At 64.6% G+C, this 16,867-nt stretch carries 15 protein-coding genes; 10 read left to right on the top strand and 5 right to left on the bottom strand.

The window, feature by feature from the left end; all coding sequences use genetic code 11:
• The 9 genes from C2862_RS15055 to C2862_RS15015 all read left to right on the top strand — a co-directional run bounded on the left by C2862_RS15055 (position 1) and on the right by C2862_RS15015 (position 9,947).
• Positions 1-1,206, top strand: coding sequence for a phosphoglycerate kinase (locus C2862_RS15055; RefSeq protein WP_136220951.1), 1,206 nt, complete (start codon positions 1-3; stop codon positions 1,204-1,206).
• Between the two features lie 68 nt (positions 1,207-1,274).
• Positions 1,275-2,729: a pyruvate kinase gene (pyk, locus tag C2862_RS15050; RefSeq protein WP_136221018.1), complete on the top strand. Its 1,455-nt coding sequence runs from the start codon at positions 1,275-1,277 to the stop codon at positions 2,727-2,729.
• Between the two features lie 58 nt (positions 2,730-2,787).
• The gene (gene fba, locus C2862_RS15045; RefSeq protein ID WP_136220950.1) at positions 2,788-3,852 is read left to right on the top strand and encodes a class II fructose-bisphosphate aldolase; all 1,065 of its coding nucleotides are present in this window, start codon (positions 2,788-2,790) and stop codon (positions 3,850-3,852) included.
• Positions 3,853-3,941: 89 nt separating this feature from the next.
• Complete coding sequence (locus tag C2862_RS15040; protein WP_136220949.1) at positions 3,942-4,841, top strand: phosphoribosylaminoimidazolesuccinocarboxamide synthase; 900 nt, start codon at positions 3,942-3,944, stop codon at positions 4,839-4,841.
• Positions 4,838-5,335: a 5-(carboxyamino)imidazole ribonucleotide mutase gene (gene purE / locus C2862_RS15035; protein WP_136220948.1), complete on the top strand. Its 498-nt coding sequence runs from the start codon at positions 4,838-4,840 to the stop codon at positions 5,333-5,335. Before C2862_RS15040 ends, purE begins: the two co-directional genes overlap by 4 nt.
• Positions 5,336-5,340: 5 nt before the next feature.
• A complete protein-coding gene (locus tag C2862_RS15030) occupies positions 5,341-6,531 on the top strand; it encodes a 5-(carboxyamino)imidazole ribonucleotide synthase (RefSeq protein WP_136220947.1) in 1,191 nt (396 codons plus the stop codon).
• A complete protein-coding gene (locus C2862_RS15025) occupies positions 6,528-7,553 on the top strand; it encodes an L-threonylcarbamoyladenylate synthase (RefSeq protein ID WP_136220946.1) in 1,026 nt (341 codons plus the stop codon). Before C2862_RS15030 ends, C2862_RS15025 begins: the two co-directional genes overlap by 4 nt.
• A 281-nt stretch (positions 7,554-7,834) precedes the next feature.
• Entirely contained in the window at positions 7,835-9,190 is a 1,356-nt protein-coding gene (locus C2862_RS15020) for an SGNH/GDSL hydrolase family protein (protein ID WP_136220945.1), read from the top strand.
• Between the two features lie 76 nt (positions 9,191-9,266).
• A complete protein-coding gene (locus tag C2862_RS15015; protein WP_136220944.1) occupies positions 9,267-9,947 on the top strand; it encodes an OmpW family protein in 681 nt (226 codons plus the stop codon).
• 105 nt (positions 9,948-10,052) lie between these two features.
• Here C2862_RS15015 and C2862_RS15010 read toward each other — a convergent pair whose 3' ends face one another.
• The 5 genes from C2862_RS15010 to C2862_RS14990 all read right to left on the bottom strand — a co-directional run bounded on the left by C2862_RS15010 (position 10,053) and on the right by C2862_RS14990 (position 16,127).
• Positions 10,053-12,089 (bottom strand): bifunctional diguanylate cyclase/phosphodiesterase, encoded by a 2,037-nt coding sequence (locus tag C2862_RS15010; RefSeq protein ID WP_229467448.1) that lies wholly within the window; start codon positions 12,087-12,089, stop codon positions 10,053-10,055.
• 263 nt (positions 12,090-12,352) lie between these two features.
• Complete coding sequence (locus C2862_RS15005) at positions 12,353-13,546, bottom strand: acyl-CoA dehydrogenase (RefSeq protein WP_136220942.1); 1,194 nt, start codon at positions 13,544-13,546, stop codon at positions 12,353-12,355.
• 135 nt (positions 13,547-13,681) lie between these two features.
• Positions 13,682-14,629 (bottom strand): AraC family transcriptional regulator, encoded by a 948-nt coding sequence (locus tag C2862_RS15000; protein ID WP_136220941.1) that lies wholly within the window; start codon positions 14,627-14,629, stop codon positions 13,682-13,684.
• 41 nt (positions 14,630-14,670) lie between these two features.
• The gene (locus tag C2862_RS14995; RefSeq protein WP_136220940.1) at positions 14,671-15,507 is read right to left on the bottom strand and encodes an SDR family NAD(P)-dependent oxidoreductase; all 837 of its coding nucleotides are present in this window, start codon (positions 15,505-15,507) and stop codon (positions 14,671-14,673) included.
• A gap of 110 nt (positions 15,508-15,617) precedes the next feature.
• Positions 15,618-16,127, bottom strand: coding sequence for a flavin reductase family protein (locus C2862_RS14990; RefSeq protein ID WP_136220939.1), 510 nt, complete (start codon positions 16,125-16,127; stop codon positions 15,618-15,620).
• A gap of 154 nt (positions 16,128-16,281) precedes the next feature.
• Between C2862_RS14990 and msrA the strand changes: the two genes are divergently transcribed.
• The gene (msrA, locus tag C2862_RS14985; protein ID WP_136220938.1) at positions 16,282-16,821 is read left to right on the top strand and encodes a peptide-methionine (S)-S-oxide reductase MsrA; all 540 of its coding nucleotides are present in this window, start codon (positions 16,282-16,284) and stop codon (positions 16,819-16,821) included.
• Positions 16,822-16,867: the final 46 nt, after the last annotated feature.

Below are 16,867 nucleotides of genomic sequence, written 5' to 3'. Positions count from 1 at the left end.
ATGGACGCCGTTCTCAGTTTCACCCGCTTGCAAGACCTGATCGATCGCGACGCGCTGAAAAACAAGCGCGTTTTCATCCGTGCCGACCTGAACGTGCCGCAGGATGACAATGGCAACATCACCGAAGACACGCGCGTCCGCGCTTCGGTGCCGGCCATCCAGGCTGCCCTGAAAGCCGGCGCCGCCGTCATGGTGACCTCGCACCTGGGCCGTCCGACCGAGGGCGAATTCAAGCCGGAAGACACGCTGGCGCCGGTGGCGAAGCGCCTGTCCGAACTGCTCGGCCAGCCGGTCGAACTGAAGCAGAACTGGGTCGACGGCGTCGACGTCGCGCCAGGCCAGGTCGTGCTGCTGGAAAACTGCCGCGTCAACAAGGGCGAAAAGAAAAACTCGGACGAGCTGGCCCAGAAGATGGCCAAGCTGTGCGACGTGTATGTGAACGACGCCTTCGGCACCGCTCACCGCGCGGAAGCGACCACCCACGGCATCGCGAAGTTTGCACCGGTTGTCGCGGCAGGTCCGTTGCTGGCCGCCGAACTCGACGCCCTCGGTAAAGCCCTGGGCCAGCCGGCGCGTCCGCTGCTGGCCATCGTCGCCGGTTCGAAGGTCTCGAGCAAGCTCTCGATCCTGCAAAGCCTGGCCGGCAAAGTCGACAACCTGGTCGTCGGCGGCGGCATCGCCAACACCTTCATGAAGGCCGTCGGCCTGAATATCGGCAAGTCCCTGGTCGAGAACGACCTGGTCGGCGAAGCGAAGTCCATCATCGACATGATGAGCGCACGCGGCGCCTCGGTGCCGATTCCGGTGGACGTGGTCTGCGCGAAAGAGTTCTCGCCGACCGCCGCTGCAACGATCAAGGACGTGGCCGATGTGGCCGACGACGACATGATCCTCGACATCGGCCCGAAGACGGCCGCCATGCTGGCCGAGCAGGTCATCAAGGCCGGCACCATCGTCTGGAACGGCCCGGTCGGCGTGTTCGAATTCGACCAGTTCGCCGAAGGCACAAAGACGCTCGCCATGGCGATCGCCAAGTCGAACGGCTTCTCGATCGCCGGCGGTGGCGACACCCTGGCTGCGATTGCCAAGTACAACATCGGCGACCAGATCGGCTACATCTCCACCGGCGGCGGCGCCTTCCTCGAGTTCCTCGAAGGGAAGACCCTGCCGGCAGTCGAGATCCTGCTGCAGCGTAACGCCAAGTAATGAGTGCCAGCGCAGCCCCGAGGCTGCGCTTCTCTTTTCAGAAACAAGGATTTCACCCCATGCGCCCTCTGTACAACGCCACCAAGATCGTTGCCACCATCGGCCCGGCCTCGACCGATTTCGATATCCTCGTCAAGATGATCCGCGCCGGCGTCGACGTCGTGCGCCTGAACTTCTCGCACGGCAAGGCCCAGGACCACATCGACCGCGCCGCGCTGGTACGCCGCGCCGCTGCCGAGTGCGGCACCGAAGTGGCGATCATGGCCGACATGCAGGGTCCGAAGATCCGCGTCGGCAAGTTTGAAGAGGGCAAGATCTTCCTGAACAATGGCGACAAGTTCATCCTCGACGCCAAGTGGGGAGAAAATGGCGAACTCGGCAACCAGGAACGCGTGGGCCTGGACTACAAGGCGCTGCCGCGCGACGTGCGTCCGGGCGACAAGCTGTTGCTGAACGACGGCCTGATCGTGCTGATCGTCGACAAGGTCGCCGGCCACGAGATCTGCACCACGGTGAAAGTGGGCGGCGAGCTGTCGAACAACAAGGGCATCAACCGCCAGGGCGGCGGCCTGACCGCGCCGGCGCTGACGGCCAAGGACATGGAAGACATCAAGACGGCGATGAGCTTCCAGGCCGACTACCTCGCGATCTCCTTCCCGAAGAGCGCGACCGACATGGAAATGGCGCGCCAGCTGGCCAACATCGCCGGCGAGCCCTATCATCACAAGCCGATGATGATCGCCAAGATCGAGCGCGCCGAAGCCATCCCCGTGCTGCAGGAAATCCTGGACGCCTCCGACGGCATCATGGTGGCGCGCGGCGACCTGGCCGTGGAAGTGGGCAACGCTGCCGTCCCGGCCCTGCAAAAGCGCATGATCCGCATGGCGCGCGCCTCGAATAAACTGGCGATTACCGCGACCCAGATGATGGAGTCGATGATCGTGAATGCCGTGCCGACCCGCGCCGAAGTGTCGGACGTCGCCAATGCCGTGCTGGACGGCACCGACGCCGTGATGACCTCGGCCGAAACGGCCTCGGGCAAGTACCCGATCGAAACCGTCGAGATGATGGCGGCGATCTGCCTGGAAGCGGAACAGTCCGAATACAACAAGCTCGACGCCGACTTCCTGAACGTGGAATTCACCCGCATCGACCAGTCGATCGCCTACGGCACCCTGTTCACCGCGCATCACCTGGCGGTCAAGGCCATCGTGGCCCTGACCGAGTCGGGCTCGACCGCGCTGTGGATGAGCCGCCATAACATCGACACCCCGATTTTTGCCCTGACCCCGTCACAAACGACGCAGCGCAAGGCCTCCCTGTATCGCAACGTGCGAGCATTCCACCTGCTGCAGGAAGGCGGCAGCCACGCCGTGCTGCGCAAGGCCGAAGAGCTCCTGATCAGCGAAGGCATGGTGCGTCCGGGCGACACCATCGTCGTGACCTGGGGCTCGCCGATGGGTGAGGCGGGCGGCACCAATGCACTGAAGATCGTGCGCGTCGGCGAGACTTATAAAGATTAAAAACGGCTTCGCGTTGTCGAAGTCCTGAGACAAGAATTTTTTTAATTGGAGTACTACCATGGCACTCGTATCTCTGCGTCAACTGCTGGACCACGCTGCTGAAAACGGCTACGGCCTGCCGGCGTTCAACGTCAACAACCTGGAACAGGTCCAGGCCATCATGGCCGCGGCCGATGCCACCGGCTCGCCGGTGATCATGCAAGCCTCGGCAGGCGCGCGCAAGTACGCCGGCGAAGCTTTCCTGCGCCACCTGATCGACGCCGCCGTCGAAGCCTACCCGCACATCCCGGTCGTCATGCACCAGGACCACGGCCAGTCGCCGGCGGTCTGCATGGCCGCGATCCGCTCGGGTTTCAGTTCCGTGATGATGGACGGTTCGCTGGAAGCCGACGGCAAGTCGGTCGCTTCGTACGAATACAACGTCGAAGTGTCGAAAGAGGTCGTGAAATTCGCGCACTCGATCGGCGTGACCGTCGAGGCGGAACTGGGCGTGCTCGGTTCGCTGGAAACGATGAAGGGCGACAAGGAAGACGGCCACGGCGCCGACGGCACCATGACCCGCGAACAGCTGCTGACCGACGTCGACCAGGCGGCCGACTTCGTCGCGCGCACCCAGTGCGACGCGCTGGCCATCGCGATCGGCACCTCGCACGGCGCCTACAAATTCACCCGCAAGCCGACCGGCGACATTCTCGCCATCGACCGCATCAAGGAAATCCACGCACGCATCCCGAACACCCACCTGGTGATGCACGGTTCCTCGTCGGTGCCGCAAGAACTGCTGGCGATGATCCGCGAATTCGGCGGCGACATGAAGGAAACCTATGGCGTGCCGGTCGAAGAGATCCAGGAAGGCATCAAGCACGGCGTTCGCAAGATCAACATCGACACCGACATCCGCCTGGCGATGACGGCCGCGATCCGCAAGTACATGTTCCAGAACCCGTCGAAGTTCGACCCGCGCGACTACCTGAAGCCGGCGCGTGAAGCGGCGATGGAAGTGTGCAAGGCACGTTACCTCTCCTTCGGCTGCGAAGGGCAGGCCGCGAAGATCAAGCCGATCCCGCTGGAAAAGATGGCCGAGCGTTACAAGGCCGGCGAACTTGCGCAAGTCGTGAAATAATCCGTATGTGTGAACGGGCTGCTGCGGCAGCCCGTGTTTCTTTATTGGCGAAGCTTTCTGCCGACTCTGTTTTCCTGATATTCCTCCCCATGAACAGCCTCTATAAAACCACGATCAAGTCCCTGCCACTGCTGGGCGTCGGTAAAGTACGCGACAACTACGCCGTCGGCGACGACAAGATCCTGATCGTCACCACCGACCGCCTGTCGGCCTTCGACGTCGTCATGAACGAGCCGATCCCGGGCAAGGGCATGGTGCTGAACCAGATGAGCGATTTCTGGTTCGAGAAGCTCGGCCACATCGTGCCGAACCACCTGACCGGCATCGCCCCGGAAAGCGTCGTGGCGCCCGACGAAGTCGAGCAGGTCCGCGGCCGCGCCGTCGTCGCCAAGCGCCTGAAGCCGATCCTGGTCGAAGCGGTCGTGCGCGGCTACATCATCGGTTCCGGCTGGAAGGACTATCAGCAAAGCGGTTCCATCTGCGGTATCGAACTGCCGCAGGGCCTGCGCCAGGCGGACAAACTGCCGCAGCCGATCTTTACTCCGGCAGCCAAGGCCGACATCGGCGAGCACGACGAGAACATCTCGTTTGCCGACATGGAGTCGCGCATTGGTCCTGAACTCGCGGCAAAGATGCGCGACGTCTCGATCGCCCTGTACACCGCCGCCTCCGAATACGCGGCCACGAAAGGCATCATCATCGCCGACACCAAGTTCGAATTCGGCCTGGATGAAAACGGCGTGCTGCACCTGATGGACGAAGTGCTGACCGCCGACTCCTCGCGCTTCTGGCCGGCCGATTCCTACGCGCCGGGCATGTCGCCGCCGTCCTTCGACAAGCAGTTCGTGCGCGACTACCTCGAAACGCTCTCCGACTGGAACAAGACCGCACCGGCACCAAGCCTGCCGCAGGACGTGATCGCCAAGACCCAGGCCAAGTACTTCGAAGCCATCGAACGCCTCACCGGCGAAAAGCTGAAGGCTGAATGATGAGCGAAGCAAAGCCTTTGGTCGGCGTCGTGATGGGTTCCTCGTCCGACTGGGACGTGATGAAGAACGCCGTCGACGTCTTGAAACAGTTCGGCGTGCCTTTCGAGGCGCAGGTGATTTCGGCGCACCGCATGCCGGACGAAATGTTCCGCTATGCCGAACAGGCGAGAAGCCGCGGCCTGCGCGCGATCATCGCCGGCGCCGGCGGCGCCGCCCACCTGCCGGGCATGATCGCGGCGAAAACCATCGTGCCCGTGCTCGGCGTGCCGGTGCCTTCGAAATACCTGCGCGGCGAAGATTCGCTGCTGTCGATCGTGCAGATGCCGAAGGGCGTGCCGGTTGCGACCTTCGCCATCGGCGAAGCGGGCGCCGCGAATGCCGCGCTGACGGCGGTCGCGCTGCTGGCCGCGAACGACGATGCGCTGGCGGCCCAGCTGGAACAGTTCCGCCTGGACCAGACCGCCGCCGCCCAGGCCATGACCTTACCTGTCTGAATGTGATGAGTGATTCGCAGTATCCAGCATTTCTTCCCAGCGCCAATCCGCCGACCTGGCTCGGCGTGATGGGCGGCGGCCAGCTCGGCCGCATGTTCGCCCATGCCGCCCAGGCCATGGGCTATAAAGTGGCCGTGCTCGAACCGGCGCAGGACTGCCCGGCCGGGCAGGTTGCCGAGCGCCTGATCAATGCCGACTACACCGACAGTATCGCCCTCGGCCAGTTGTCGGCCCTGTGCGCCGCCGTCACCACCGAGTTCGAGAACGTACCGGCCGACAGCATGAACCTGCTGGCACACGGCAGTTTCGTCGCACCCGCCGGCAGCTGCGTCTCGATCGCCCAGGACCGCGTGCTGGAAAAGCGCTTCTTCGTCGAATGCGCGGACAAGTCGGGCGTGATGCCGGCGCCGCACAAGGTGATCGCCTCGCAGGAAGACATCGACGCGATCGGCGACGAACTGCTGCCGGGCATCCTGAAAACCGTGCGCATGGGCTATGACGGCAAGGGCCAGGTGCGTGTCAAATCCCGCGACGACGTGCGCGCGGCTTTCGAGAGCATGCAGGGCGTGACCTGCCTGCTCGAAAAAATGCTGCCGCTGGCCTACGAGGTCTCGGTGCTGACGGCGCGCGGTGCGGACGGACAATCGGTCGTGTATCCGATCGCCGAGAACGTGCACCGCGACGGCATCCTGTTCACCACCACGGTGCCAGGGCCGAACGTCACGCCCGAATGCGCGCAGCGTGCGCAGGATGCGGCGCGCGCCATCGTTGCCCAGCTCGGCTATGTGGGCGTGCTGTGCATCGAGTTCTTCGTGCTGGAGGACGGCTCGCTGGTCGTCAACGAAATGGCGCCGCGGCCGCACAACAGCGGCCACTACACGATCGATGCCTGCGTCACGAGCCAGTTCGCGCAGCAGGTGCGGGCGATGGCGAGATTGCCGCTGGGCGATTGTCGTCAGCATTCGCCCGCCGTGATGCTCAACATCCTGGGCGACGTCTGGTTCGACGGAGAGACCGTGCGTGAACCGGCCTGGGACCGCGTGCTGGCGCTGCCGGGCGCCTTCCTGCACCTGTACGGCAAGGACGATCCGCGCCGCGGCCGCAAGATGGGGCACGTGACCTTCGTGGCGCCGACGCTGGCCGAGGCGCAGCAGCAGTTGCAGGCAGCCTGCGCCATCCTGGGGATCGCGGTATGAGCGAGTTCGATCAGGACGCCATCGCCGCGGCCGCGCGCGCGCTGGAAGCGGGACAGCTCGTCGCCTTCCCGACCGAGACCGTGTACGGCCTTGGTGCCGATGCGGAGAACCCGGCGGCGGTGGCCGCCATCTACGCCGCCAAGGGCCGTCCGCAGGATCACCCGGTGATCGTGCACCTGGCGCCCGAAGCGGAGCTCGCGCACTGGGCCTGCGAGATTCCACAGGAAGCGCACGCCCTGGCCGGCGCCTTCTGGCCCGGCCCGCTGACGATGATTTTAAAGCGCGCGCCGGGGATTCCGGATGCGGTCAGCGGCGGCCAGGACACGGTCGGATTGCGCTGCCCCTCGCACCCGGTGGCGATTGCACTGCTGCGCGCTTTCAAGGGCGGGCAGGGCGGCGTCGCAGCGCCGTCGGCGAATAAATTCGGCCACGTCAGCCCGACAACGGCCCAGCACGTACGCGACGAATTCGGCGCCGACGGCTCGGTGGCGCTGGTACTCGATGGCGGCGCCTCGCAAGTGGGCATCGAGTCGACCATCGTCGATTTATCTCGCCTGGCCACCCACGGGCCGGTGCTGCTGCGTCCGGGCCACGTGAGTGCGGAGGCGATCGCCGCCGTGATCGACCGGATGCCGGCCGCGCCCGACGTCGCCGCGCCGCGCGCGTCCGGCACGCTGGAATCGCATTACGCGCCGCACACGCCGGTGGCGATGCAGGACACGGCCACCCTGGTGCGGACCCTGGAGCAGATGGCGGCGGCCGGACGCAAGGTCGCCCTGATCCACTACTCCGACCTGTGGAATGCGCATGCTTCCGAGCGCCTGCCGGCCACGCCGGAAGGCTTTGCGCATGCCCTGTACGCGGCACTGCGCGCCATGGACGGGCAGGGCGCCGACGTGATCCTGGTCGAGGCCCCGCCGCAAGAGGGCGCATGGCTCGGCGTCAATGACCGCCTGCGCCGCGCGGCGCACGGCTCGACCGGCATCGTCCACGGCCTGCTCAACCACGACGCAGGCGTGTAATACCAATGGGCGGCTCCGATCCGGAGCCGCTTCCTTCCGGCAGCCTTTCCGTGCGCCGTTGCAATTTCCCATCTTGCAGTTACCTTTTGAGATATTACAAAAGGCAATGCTTGATATAATCGCGCCAGCTTGCCAGCCCTTCCGTTTGTGTTGTCCTTGGTTGACACCATGACAATCAATATTTCTATACAAGTCGGGAGAACACTGGCATATTAGTTTGGGATGCGAATAGCACGGGCGTTCGTTTCACAGAAAAAAATCTTATCCTCTTAGGAGACACAATGCGTCAAATGAATTTCGCGCTCGCGCTGCTGACCGCAGCTGCGCTGGCTGCATGCGGCGGCACCGGTAGCAGCGGTGGCGATCAAACGCACAAGGTTACGTTCACCCAGCAAGTGACCTTCGGCGACAGCCTGTCGGACGTCGGCAGCTACAACGTCGGCGCCATCACGGCAGCCGGCGGTGGCAAGTTCACCATCAACGGCGACAGCACCAGCACCAACCCGGCACTGACCGGCCTGAACTGGACCGAAGTCCTGGCCGCGGAACTGCGCCTGCCGAAGCCATGCGCCGCCCAGACCGGCCTGCAGGGCCTTGATAACGCGAATCCGGCGCTCGACTTCAACGTCCCGATCGTCAACAATTCGAACTGCTTCAACTACGCACAGGGCGGCGCCCGCGTGACCAATCCGATCGGCCCGGGCAACCGCGCCGTCAAGCCGGAACTGGGCGAAATGACCGTGCCGGTCGTGACCCAGGTCGCGAACCACCTGGCCAAGACCGGCGGCAAGTTCAGCGGTACCGAACTGGTCACCATCATGGCCGGCGGTAACGACGTCCTGATGCAGCTGGGCGCCCTGAGCGCCGGCGCCACCGCGGCCGGTACCCGTGCCGGCGCAGCCGCCTTCCCGGCCCTGCTGATCGGCGGCCTCGTCGCCACCGTGCCGGCCGCCAACCAGGCGACCGCACAGACCAACATCACCACGGCCGTGCAAACCACCGCAGCCGGTGGCGGCACCCAGACCCAGATCGCGACCGCCGCCGTGACGGCCGCCGCCCAGCTGGGCGCACCGCTGGCCGCCGCGCAAGCTGCCGCCGCCAAGGCCGGTGTCGACGCGCAAGCGGCAGGCACCGCGGCCGGCAACCAGTACGCCGCGACCGAAGGTCCGAAGCTGGTCGCCGAACTGGGCAAGGCCGGCGCCGAACTGGCCGCCATCGTCAACACCCAGATCCTGGACAAGGGCGCGAAGTACATCGTCGTCAACAACCTGCCGGACGTCGCCAGCACCCCGTCGGGCAAGGCGCAATCGGCCGCGACCCAGCAGCTGATCATGGCAATGGTCGACGCCTTCAACAACCAGCTGAAGGCCAACCTGCGCAACGATCCTGCGATCGCCTACGTCGACCTGTTCACCGTCAGCAAAGACCAGGTGGCCAACCCGGCCATCTACGGCCTGACCAACACGGCGCTGAAGGCCTGCACGACCGAATCGTCGCTGACCTGCACCATCAAGACCACCTCGGCGCCGGACGTGAGCCACTACATGTTCGCCGACGACATCCACCCGACTCCGTACGAGTACTGGCTGGTGACCCGCTACGTCCTGAAGGACATGGCGGTCAAGGGCTGGCTGTAATCGATAAAAAATAGCGCGGTCACACCGGCCTGCAGGCAGGCCGGTGTGACTGGTTGCAAAGAATCCAGGAGAAATGATGAAAGTACGTTTCAATAGCGTCCTCAAGACGCTGGTCGCAGCAAGCGCGCTGGTCTGCGCTGCAAGCGCCTCGGCCCAGTCGGCCGGCCAGTGGACCGCCAAGTTCGGCTTCAACCAGCTGACCCCGAAAGTCGAGAGCGGCGACCTGAGCGCGCCGGCCCTGCCGAACACCAAGGCGGCCGTCGACCGCGACATCCAGCCGGTCGTGATCATCGCCTACGGCATCACCGACAACATCTCGCTCGAAGGCGCGCTGGGCACGCCGTACAAGCACTCGATCAAGGGCGCAGGCTCGATCGCCGGCATCGGCGAGATCGGCACCGTCGAAGCGCTGCCGCCGACCCTGTTCGCGCAGTACCGCTTCTTCTCGCCGACCGCGACCTTCCGTCCGTTCGTCGGCATCGGCGCGACCTACGCCTACTTCATGAAGGAAACCGGTTCGGGCAAGATGACAGCCCTGACCAATCCGGGCGGCGCACCGACCACCTTCAACATCGACAACAAGTTCACCTACACGGCGCAAGTCGGCGTGGCAATGAACATCAACGAGCGCTGGTTCACCGACGTGACCGTCAACAAGAGCCGCCTGCGCACCGACGTGCACTTCTCGACCGGCCAGAACCAGCACATGAAGCTGGACCCGGTTGCCGTGGTCGTGGCTGTCGGCTACAAGTTTTAATTAGTCGCTACGGCGCAAAAACCGGCAGGGCGTACGCCCTTGCCGGTTTTTTTTCGTCCTCATCCATAAGCTTTGCTGATGCGAGCGCATCAGTTATGAGTAAAGCTAATGCAGGCTGGAGGCGTAGCGCGCGAAGTGCTCGCCGCTCAGCGCGCGTTCATACAAATATCCCTGATAGACGAAGCAGCCGGCCTGCGACAGCCATTCGCGCTGGCCCTGGGTCTCGACACCCTCGGCGATCACCTGCAGGCCCAGGCTGCCGCCCAGCGCGATGATGGAGCGCACGATCGAGGCGTCGTTGCGGTCGGTGAGCACGTCGCGCATGAAGGAATAATCGATTTTCAGCTGGTCGAGCGGCAGTTTGCGCAGGTAGGCCAGTGAGGAGTAGCCGGTGCCGAAGTCGTCCAGCGAGAAGGTGATGCCGAGGCGGCGCAGGGTTTCCATGGTCTCGACCGTGTGCGCGAAATCGGTCACCACCAGGGTTTCGGTCAGCTCGAATTTCAGGCCGTGCGGATCAACGCCGGTGGCGGCCAGGATTTCCTGGGTCATGGCGACGAAATCTGGCTCGACGAACTGGCGCGCGCTGACGTTCACCGACAGCGACAAATGGCGCGTGGCCGGATTGCGCTGCCACGAGGCCAGCTCGAGGCAGGCCGTGGCCAGCACCCAGCGCCCGATGTCGACGATCAGGCTGGTCTCCTCGGCCTGCTTGATGAAATCGGTCGGATACAGGATGTCGCCGTTCGGCTGGCGCCAGCGCAAGAGCGCCTCCGCCCCGATCACGCGGCTGTCGCCATCGAGCTGGGGCTGGTAGTTGAGCATGAATTCATGGTTGCGCAGGGCGCGCCGCAGCCCGCTTTCCAGTTCCGAGCGCGCGGTCCACTTGGCCTGCATGTCGGGATCGAAGAAGCGGAAGGTGTTGCGTCCGGCCGCCTTGGCCTGGTACATCGCCGTGTCGGCCTGCTTCAGGGCCGACTCCACCGTGTCGGTGGCGCCGCTGATCATGGTGACGCCAACGCTGGTCGAAACCGCGTACATGAAATCGGCCAGCTGGAAGGGCGCACGCATCGCGGCGACGACCTTTGCGGCCACCGTCTCGGCATGGTGCGCGGCCGTTTCCAGGTCGTCGTCGTCCGGCTGGACCAGGATCACGAATTCGTCGCCGCCGAGGCGCGCCACCATGTCGGCTTCGCGCACGCTGTGCTCGAGGCGGCGCGCCACCGCCTGCAGCAGCATGTCGCCGGCGGCATGGCCGTGGGTGTCGTTCAGCGTCTTGAAATTGTCGAGGTCGAGGAACATCAGGGACCCGATCTTGCGCGAGCGGGCGCTGCCCAACAAGGCGCGCCGCAGGTGGTCGAGCAGGCTGGCACGGTTCGGCAGCTCGGTCAATGCATCGAAATAGGCCAGGCGGTGGATGCGCGCCTCGTTGCTCTTGCGCTCGCTGATGTCGGTGCTGATCACGAGGATCTTTTGCGGGATGCCCGATGCCGGATCGGCCGGCACGACGGTCCAGCGCGAGTCGGCGTGCAGGCTGCTGCCGTCGCGCCGGCGCTGCGACAATTCGCCCGCCCACTCGCCTTCGATGAGCGCGGCTTGATAGGCTTCGCTGTAGGCCGCGTGGTCGTCGCACAGCAGGTCCGCCATGCGCTGGCCTTCGGCTTCCTGCGCTTCCCAGCCATAGAGGCGCTCGGCGCCCTTGTTCCAGTAGGTGATGCGCGAACCCATGTCGATCACGAAGATCGCGTCGCGCGCCTTGTCCAGCAGCGAGGCCTGTTCCAGCGCCAGCATGTCGGCGCGGCGCAGCACGGTGATGTCGGCAATAAAACCTTCCAGCGCTTCCACGTTGCCGTGCTCGTCGAACACGGCCGAGCCCTGTTCCCAGGCCCAGCGCAGCTTGCCGGAGGCGTTCGTGATGCGGTAGCTCAGCTGGAAAGGGCGGCGTTCGCGGATCGCCGCATTGGTGTCGTCGGCCACCTGGGCGCGGTCGTCGGGGTGGATCAGGCTCGCAAACGACATCGCGTCCTCGCCGATGAAGGCGGAGGCCGGATAACCGGTGAGCTTCTCGACCCCGGCGGAGAGGAACATCATGGTCCAGGTCGAATCGTTCAGGCAACGATAGACCATGCCCGGCAGGTTACTCAACAATAAGTCGAGCGACAACGCAGAGGCGTCGTGGGACCGCAAATTCGTCGAAACTGGATGGCCAGATGTGTGCATGTTCCGTGTGTTTGAGATAGGTGGAACACTTGCTGGGCTGTGCTTGATTTAGCACACATGGTAACGCGAAATTTGCGTCGATTCGTTACCCGATCAGGCCTTTCTTGTATTTGTTGTCACTCGGATGCACATTTTTAACGTTTCGATCCAGCCCGGGTAACAATCCGGGCTGGATGGCCGAAAACGGCTCAGAACGCGGCAATACCCGTCTGCGCGCGCCCCAGGATCAGCGCGTGGATGTCGTGCGTCCCCTCATAGGTATTCACGACTTCGAGGTTGACCATGTGACGGATGATGCCGAACTCGTCCGAGATACCGTTACCGCCGAGCATGTCACGCGCCGTACGGGCCACGTCCAGCGCCTTGCCGCAGGAATTACGCTTCATCATCGAGGTGATTTCCACCGCCGCGGTACCCTCGTCCTTCATGCGGCCAAGGCGCAGGCAGCCCTGCAGGCCGAGCGTGATTTCGGTCTGCATGTCGGCCAGCTTCTTCTGCACCAACTGGTTCGCGGCGAGTGGCTTGCCGAACTGCTTGCGGTCCAGCGTGTACTGGCGTGCGGTATGCCAGCAGGCTTCCGCCGCACCCAGCGCGCCCCAGGCGATGCCATAGCGTGCCGAGTTCAGGCAGGTGAACGGACCTTTCAAGCCGCGCACGTCCGGGAAGGCGTTTTCTTCAGGGCAGAACACGTTGTCCATGACGATCTCGCCGGTGACGGAGGCACGCAGGCCGAACTTGCCGTGGATCGCGGGGGCGCTCAGGCCTTCCCAGCCTTTTTCCAGCACAAAGCCGCGGATCGCGCCTTCGTCATCCTTGGCCCAGACGACAAACACGTCTGCCACCGGCGAATTCGTGATCCACATTTTCGAGCCGGTCAGCGCGTAGCCGCCCTCGACTTTACGCGCGCGGGTGACCATCGAACCCGGATCCGAACCGTGGTTCGGTTCGGTCAAACCAAAACAGCCGATCCATTCGCCGGTGGCCAGCTTCGGCAGGTATTTCTGCTTGGTCGCCTCATTGCCGAACTCGTAGATCGGCACCATCACCAGCGAGGACTGCACGCTCATCATCGAGCGGTAGCCGGAGTCGACGCGCTCGACTTCGCGCGCGATCAGGCCGTAGGCCACGTAGTTCAGGCCCGGGCCGCCGTATTGTTCAGGGATGGTCGGGCCGAGCAGGCCCAGTTCGCCCATTTCGCGGAAGATCGAGGTGTCCATCTGCTCGTGGCGGAAAGCCTCGAGGATGCGCGGCTGCAGCTTGTCCTGGCAGTAGGCCGCGGCGGCGTCGCGGATCATGCGTTCGTCGTCGGTCAGCTGGCTGTTCAGCAGCAGCGGATCGTCCCAATGAAAGGCGGCCTTGCGTGGCGAATCGGAATGGGTCATGGCGGTCCTGGTCTCAGTCGGTTCTTGTTGGAGGCGGCGCTACAGTCGGCCGCAGGGGCGCAGCCATTATAGAAAGGACATGACAGGCCATCTTTTCATTCTGCGACAGCCATTTTCATATTTACCGCGGCCTCGCTACTGCGTGAACGACACCGTTCCCGCCAGGCCCGCCTCGCGCAGGCGCGACATGTCGCGCGTGGGAGCGTTGCCGAAATGGCGCGCGTACTCGCGGCTGAACTGGGAGGCGCTGACATAGCCCACGCGCTGGCAGGCCAGGCCGGCATCCATGCCTGTCGAGAGCATCAGGCGGCGTGCTTCCTGCAGGCGCAGGGTTTTCTGGAATTGCAGCGGACTCATCGAGGTGAGCAGCTTGAAGCGCTCATGCAGCGAGGAAGGACTCATGTGCGCCAGCGCCGCCATGTCCTCGATCCGCAGCGGCTGGTCGAAATGGCTGCGGATCCAGCTCACCACCTTGCCGACGCGGTGCGTCTCGACGCGCCCGATCTGCGCCAGCCGCGCGCCGAAAGGGCCGCGCAGCAGGCGCAGCACGATCTCGTCGACGGTCAGGGGCGCCAGCAGGGCCGCGTCGTCCGGTTGCCCGGCCAGCGCCATCAGGCGCGTCGCGGCGTCGACGATGGCCTCGCTGGCCTGGGCCACGTGCACCGCGCGGCCCTCGCGCTGCGGTGGTACGCCTTTCGGGTAGGCCATCAGGATCAGCTCGGCCATGCGCTCGGCATCGAAGTCGAGGCGGAACGACAGATAGGGGCTGGCCGGGCTGGCCTGGCGGATCATCGCCGCGATCGGCAGGTCGAGCGAGAAGATCAGCATGCGCGAGGGATCGTAGTCGTAGGACTCGTCGCCCAGCATGACGGTCTTGGCGCCTTGGGCGACGATGCACAGGGCCGGCCGATGCAGGCCATGCACCAGTTCGAGGCTGTCGTTCGAGGCGCGCACCGCATGCACGCCCGGAATGCAGGTGGCGAACGAGCCGTCATGGGGGGCGTGCGTGGCCAGCAGGCCCGCCAGGCGTGCCAGGCCGGGCATGGCGGCACCGATCGGCGCTGAGGGAAGGGATGTGTTCATGGCAGTCGGCTCCGACTCGAATATAGCATCCCCATTCTCCTTCAGGCCGGGTGATCGGTCGACACCGACAAGGCGCGCCATTCCTCCAGTGCCGCCTGGCGCCCGGCGAGCGAGGCCGCTTCCATGGCGACGGCATCGCTGCCGGCCAGCAGCTGGCGCGGCGGCGTTTCCATCGCCGCCAGACGGACGATGGCCTGGGCCAGCCGGGCCGGGTCGCCCAGCTGCTTGCCGCGATACGGCGCATACGCATCTTCGATCGTCCCGTGCGCGGCGTAGTCCTCGATCGTCGCGCCGGCATAGCGCACCGAGCTGTCATCGAGGAATTCGGTACGGAAGAAGCCGGGTTCGACGGCCGTGACGTGGATGCCGAATTTTTCCACTTCCAGGGCCAGCGATGCCGTCAAACCTTCGATCGCATACTTGGTGGCGCAGTAGACCGAGGCGCCATTGAAGCCGACCAGGCCCGCGATCGAACTGATGTTGATGACGTGGCCAGCGCGCTGGCGGCGCATGGCGGGCAGGGTGGCGCGCAACATGTGCATGACGCCGAAGACGTTGACGCCGAACTGGCGCTCGACATCGGCCGCCGCGACTTCCTCGAAATTGCCCATTTGTCCGTAGGCCGCGTTATTGACGAGCACGTCGATGCGGCCGAAACGGTCAATGGCGGCCTGCACTGCGCGCCCGGCCTGGGCTGCATCGGCGATGTCGAGCTGGACCGTGGCCAGCCGCTCGCGGTCGCTGCCGCCGAAGGCCTCGTCGAGCTGCGCCAGCTTGCGGCCCGTGGCGACGACACGGTCGCCCCTGGCCAGCGCCACACGGGCGATGTGTGCGCCGATGCCGCGGCCGGCGCCGGTGATGAACCAGACTTTACTCATGATGTGCTCTCCAGTGATGTCACACGGGTGCGTGACGATGGAGAGCATGGTAGGGCGGCGGTCGACGCCGGACTTGCCTGAAACTCCAGGAATCTGGCGCGATCCTCGGCTCAGCCGGTCGAGGTCGTGCCGAAGCGCCCGCCATGGAACAGCAATCCGGCCTGCGGCTGCACGGCGCAGTCCTCGACTTCGCCCACGAAGATCACGTGGTCGCCTTCCGGATAGCGGCTGCGGTTATGGCATTCGAACCAGGCCGCCACGCCTTTTAAAATCGGCAGGCCGGTGCGCGAGAGTTCGTAGTCGACGCCGTCGAAGGGCTTGTCGGTGCGGCGCGAGAAACGCATGGCCAGCTCTTCCTGGCCGGCGGAGAGGATGTTGATGACGTAATGCGAGTTGCCGCTGAAGACAGGCAAACTGTTGGCGCGCGCGCCCAGGCTCCACAGCACCAGCGGTGGATCGAGCGAGACGGAATTGAAGGAACTGGCGGTCAATCCGCGAAAGCTGCCGTCGGCAAGCCGCGTCGTGATCACGGTCACGCCGGTGGCGAATTGCGACAGTGCCTGGCGAAAATGCGCCGAGTCGAAACCGCGCTCGGTGGCGCGGGGAGAGCGTGTGTTCATCGGACCCTTGAAAAGTTGCATGCTCATTATGCCACCGCCGACGGCGCGCCGTCGCCACGGGCGCACTCGGCCGCACCTTGTCTGCCGTCTCGCCAGCAGTAACTGCCGCTTTGCGTTAGCATCGGAACATACAGGACAACAGGCGAGGCATGCGATGAGCGAGCAAGGAAGGACCGAGGTAGCGATTCTTGGCGGCGGATGTTTTTGGTGCGTCGAGGCCGTGTACCTCGAAGTGCGCGGAGTGACGCGCGTCGAGTCGGGCTACATGGGCGGCCATGTCGTGAACCCGACCTATGAACAGGTCTGCGGCGCCGGCACCGGCCACGCGGAAGTGGTGCGGCTCGAATTCGATCCGGGCGTCATCAGCTACCGCGACATCCTGCAGATCTTCTTCACCATCCACGATCCGACTACCCAGGACCGCCAGGGCAACGACGTCGGTCCGCAGTACCGCTCGGTGATCTTCTTCGAGAACCCCGAGCAGGAAGCGACCGCACGCCAGGTGATGGCGGAAATGGCCTCGGTCTGGGACGCGCCGATCGTGACCCAGCTGCTGCCGAGCGAGACCTGGTACAAGGCCGAGGAATATCACCAGAATTACTATGCCCAGCATCCGATGCAGGGCTATTGCGCCTTTGTCGTCGCGCCGAAGGTGGCGAAGTTTCGCAAGACCTTTTCGCATTGGATGAAGTGACGTAGGGTGGGCGCCCCGTGCCCACCAAACGATCCGCAAACGTGTC

This window comes from Massilia sp. Mn16-1_5 (genome assembly GCF_004798585.1).
In the GTDB taxonomy this organism is placed as follows: Bacteria; Pseudomonadota; Gammaproteobacteria; order Burkholderiales; family Burkholderiaceae_D; genus Telluria.
The sequence above is the reverse complement of the archived record's forward strand: the minus strand, read 5'-3'. Positions and strand labels throughout refer to the sequence as shown.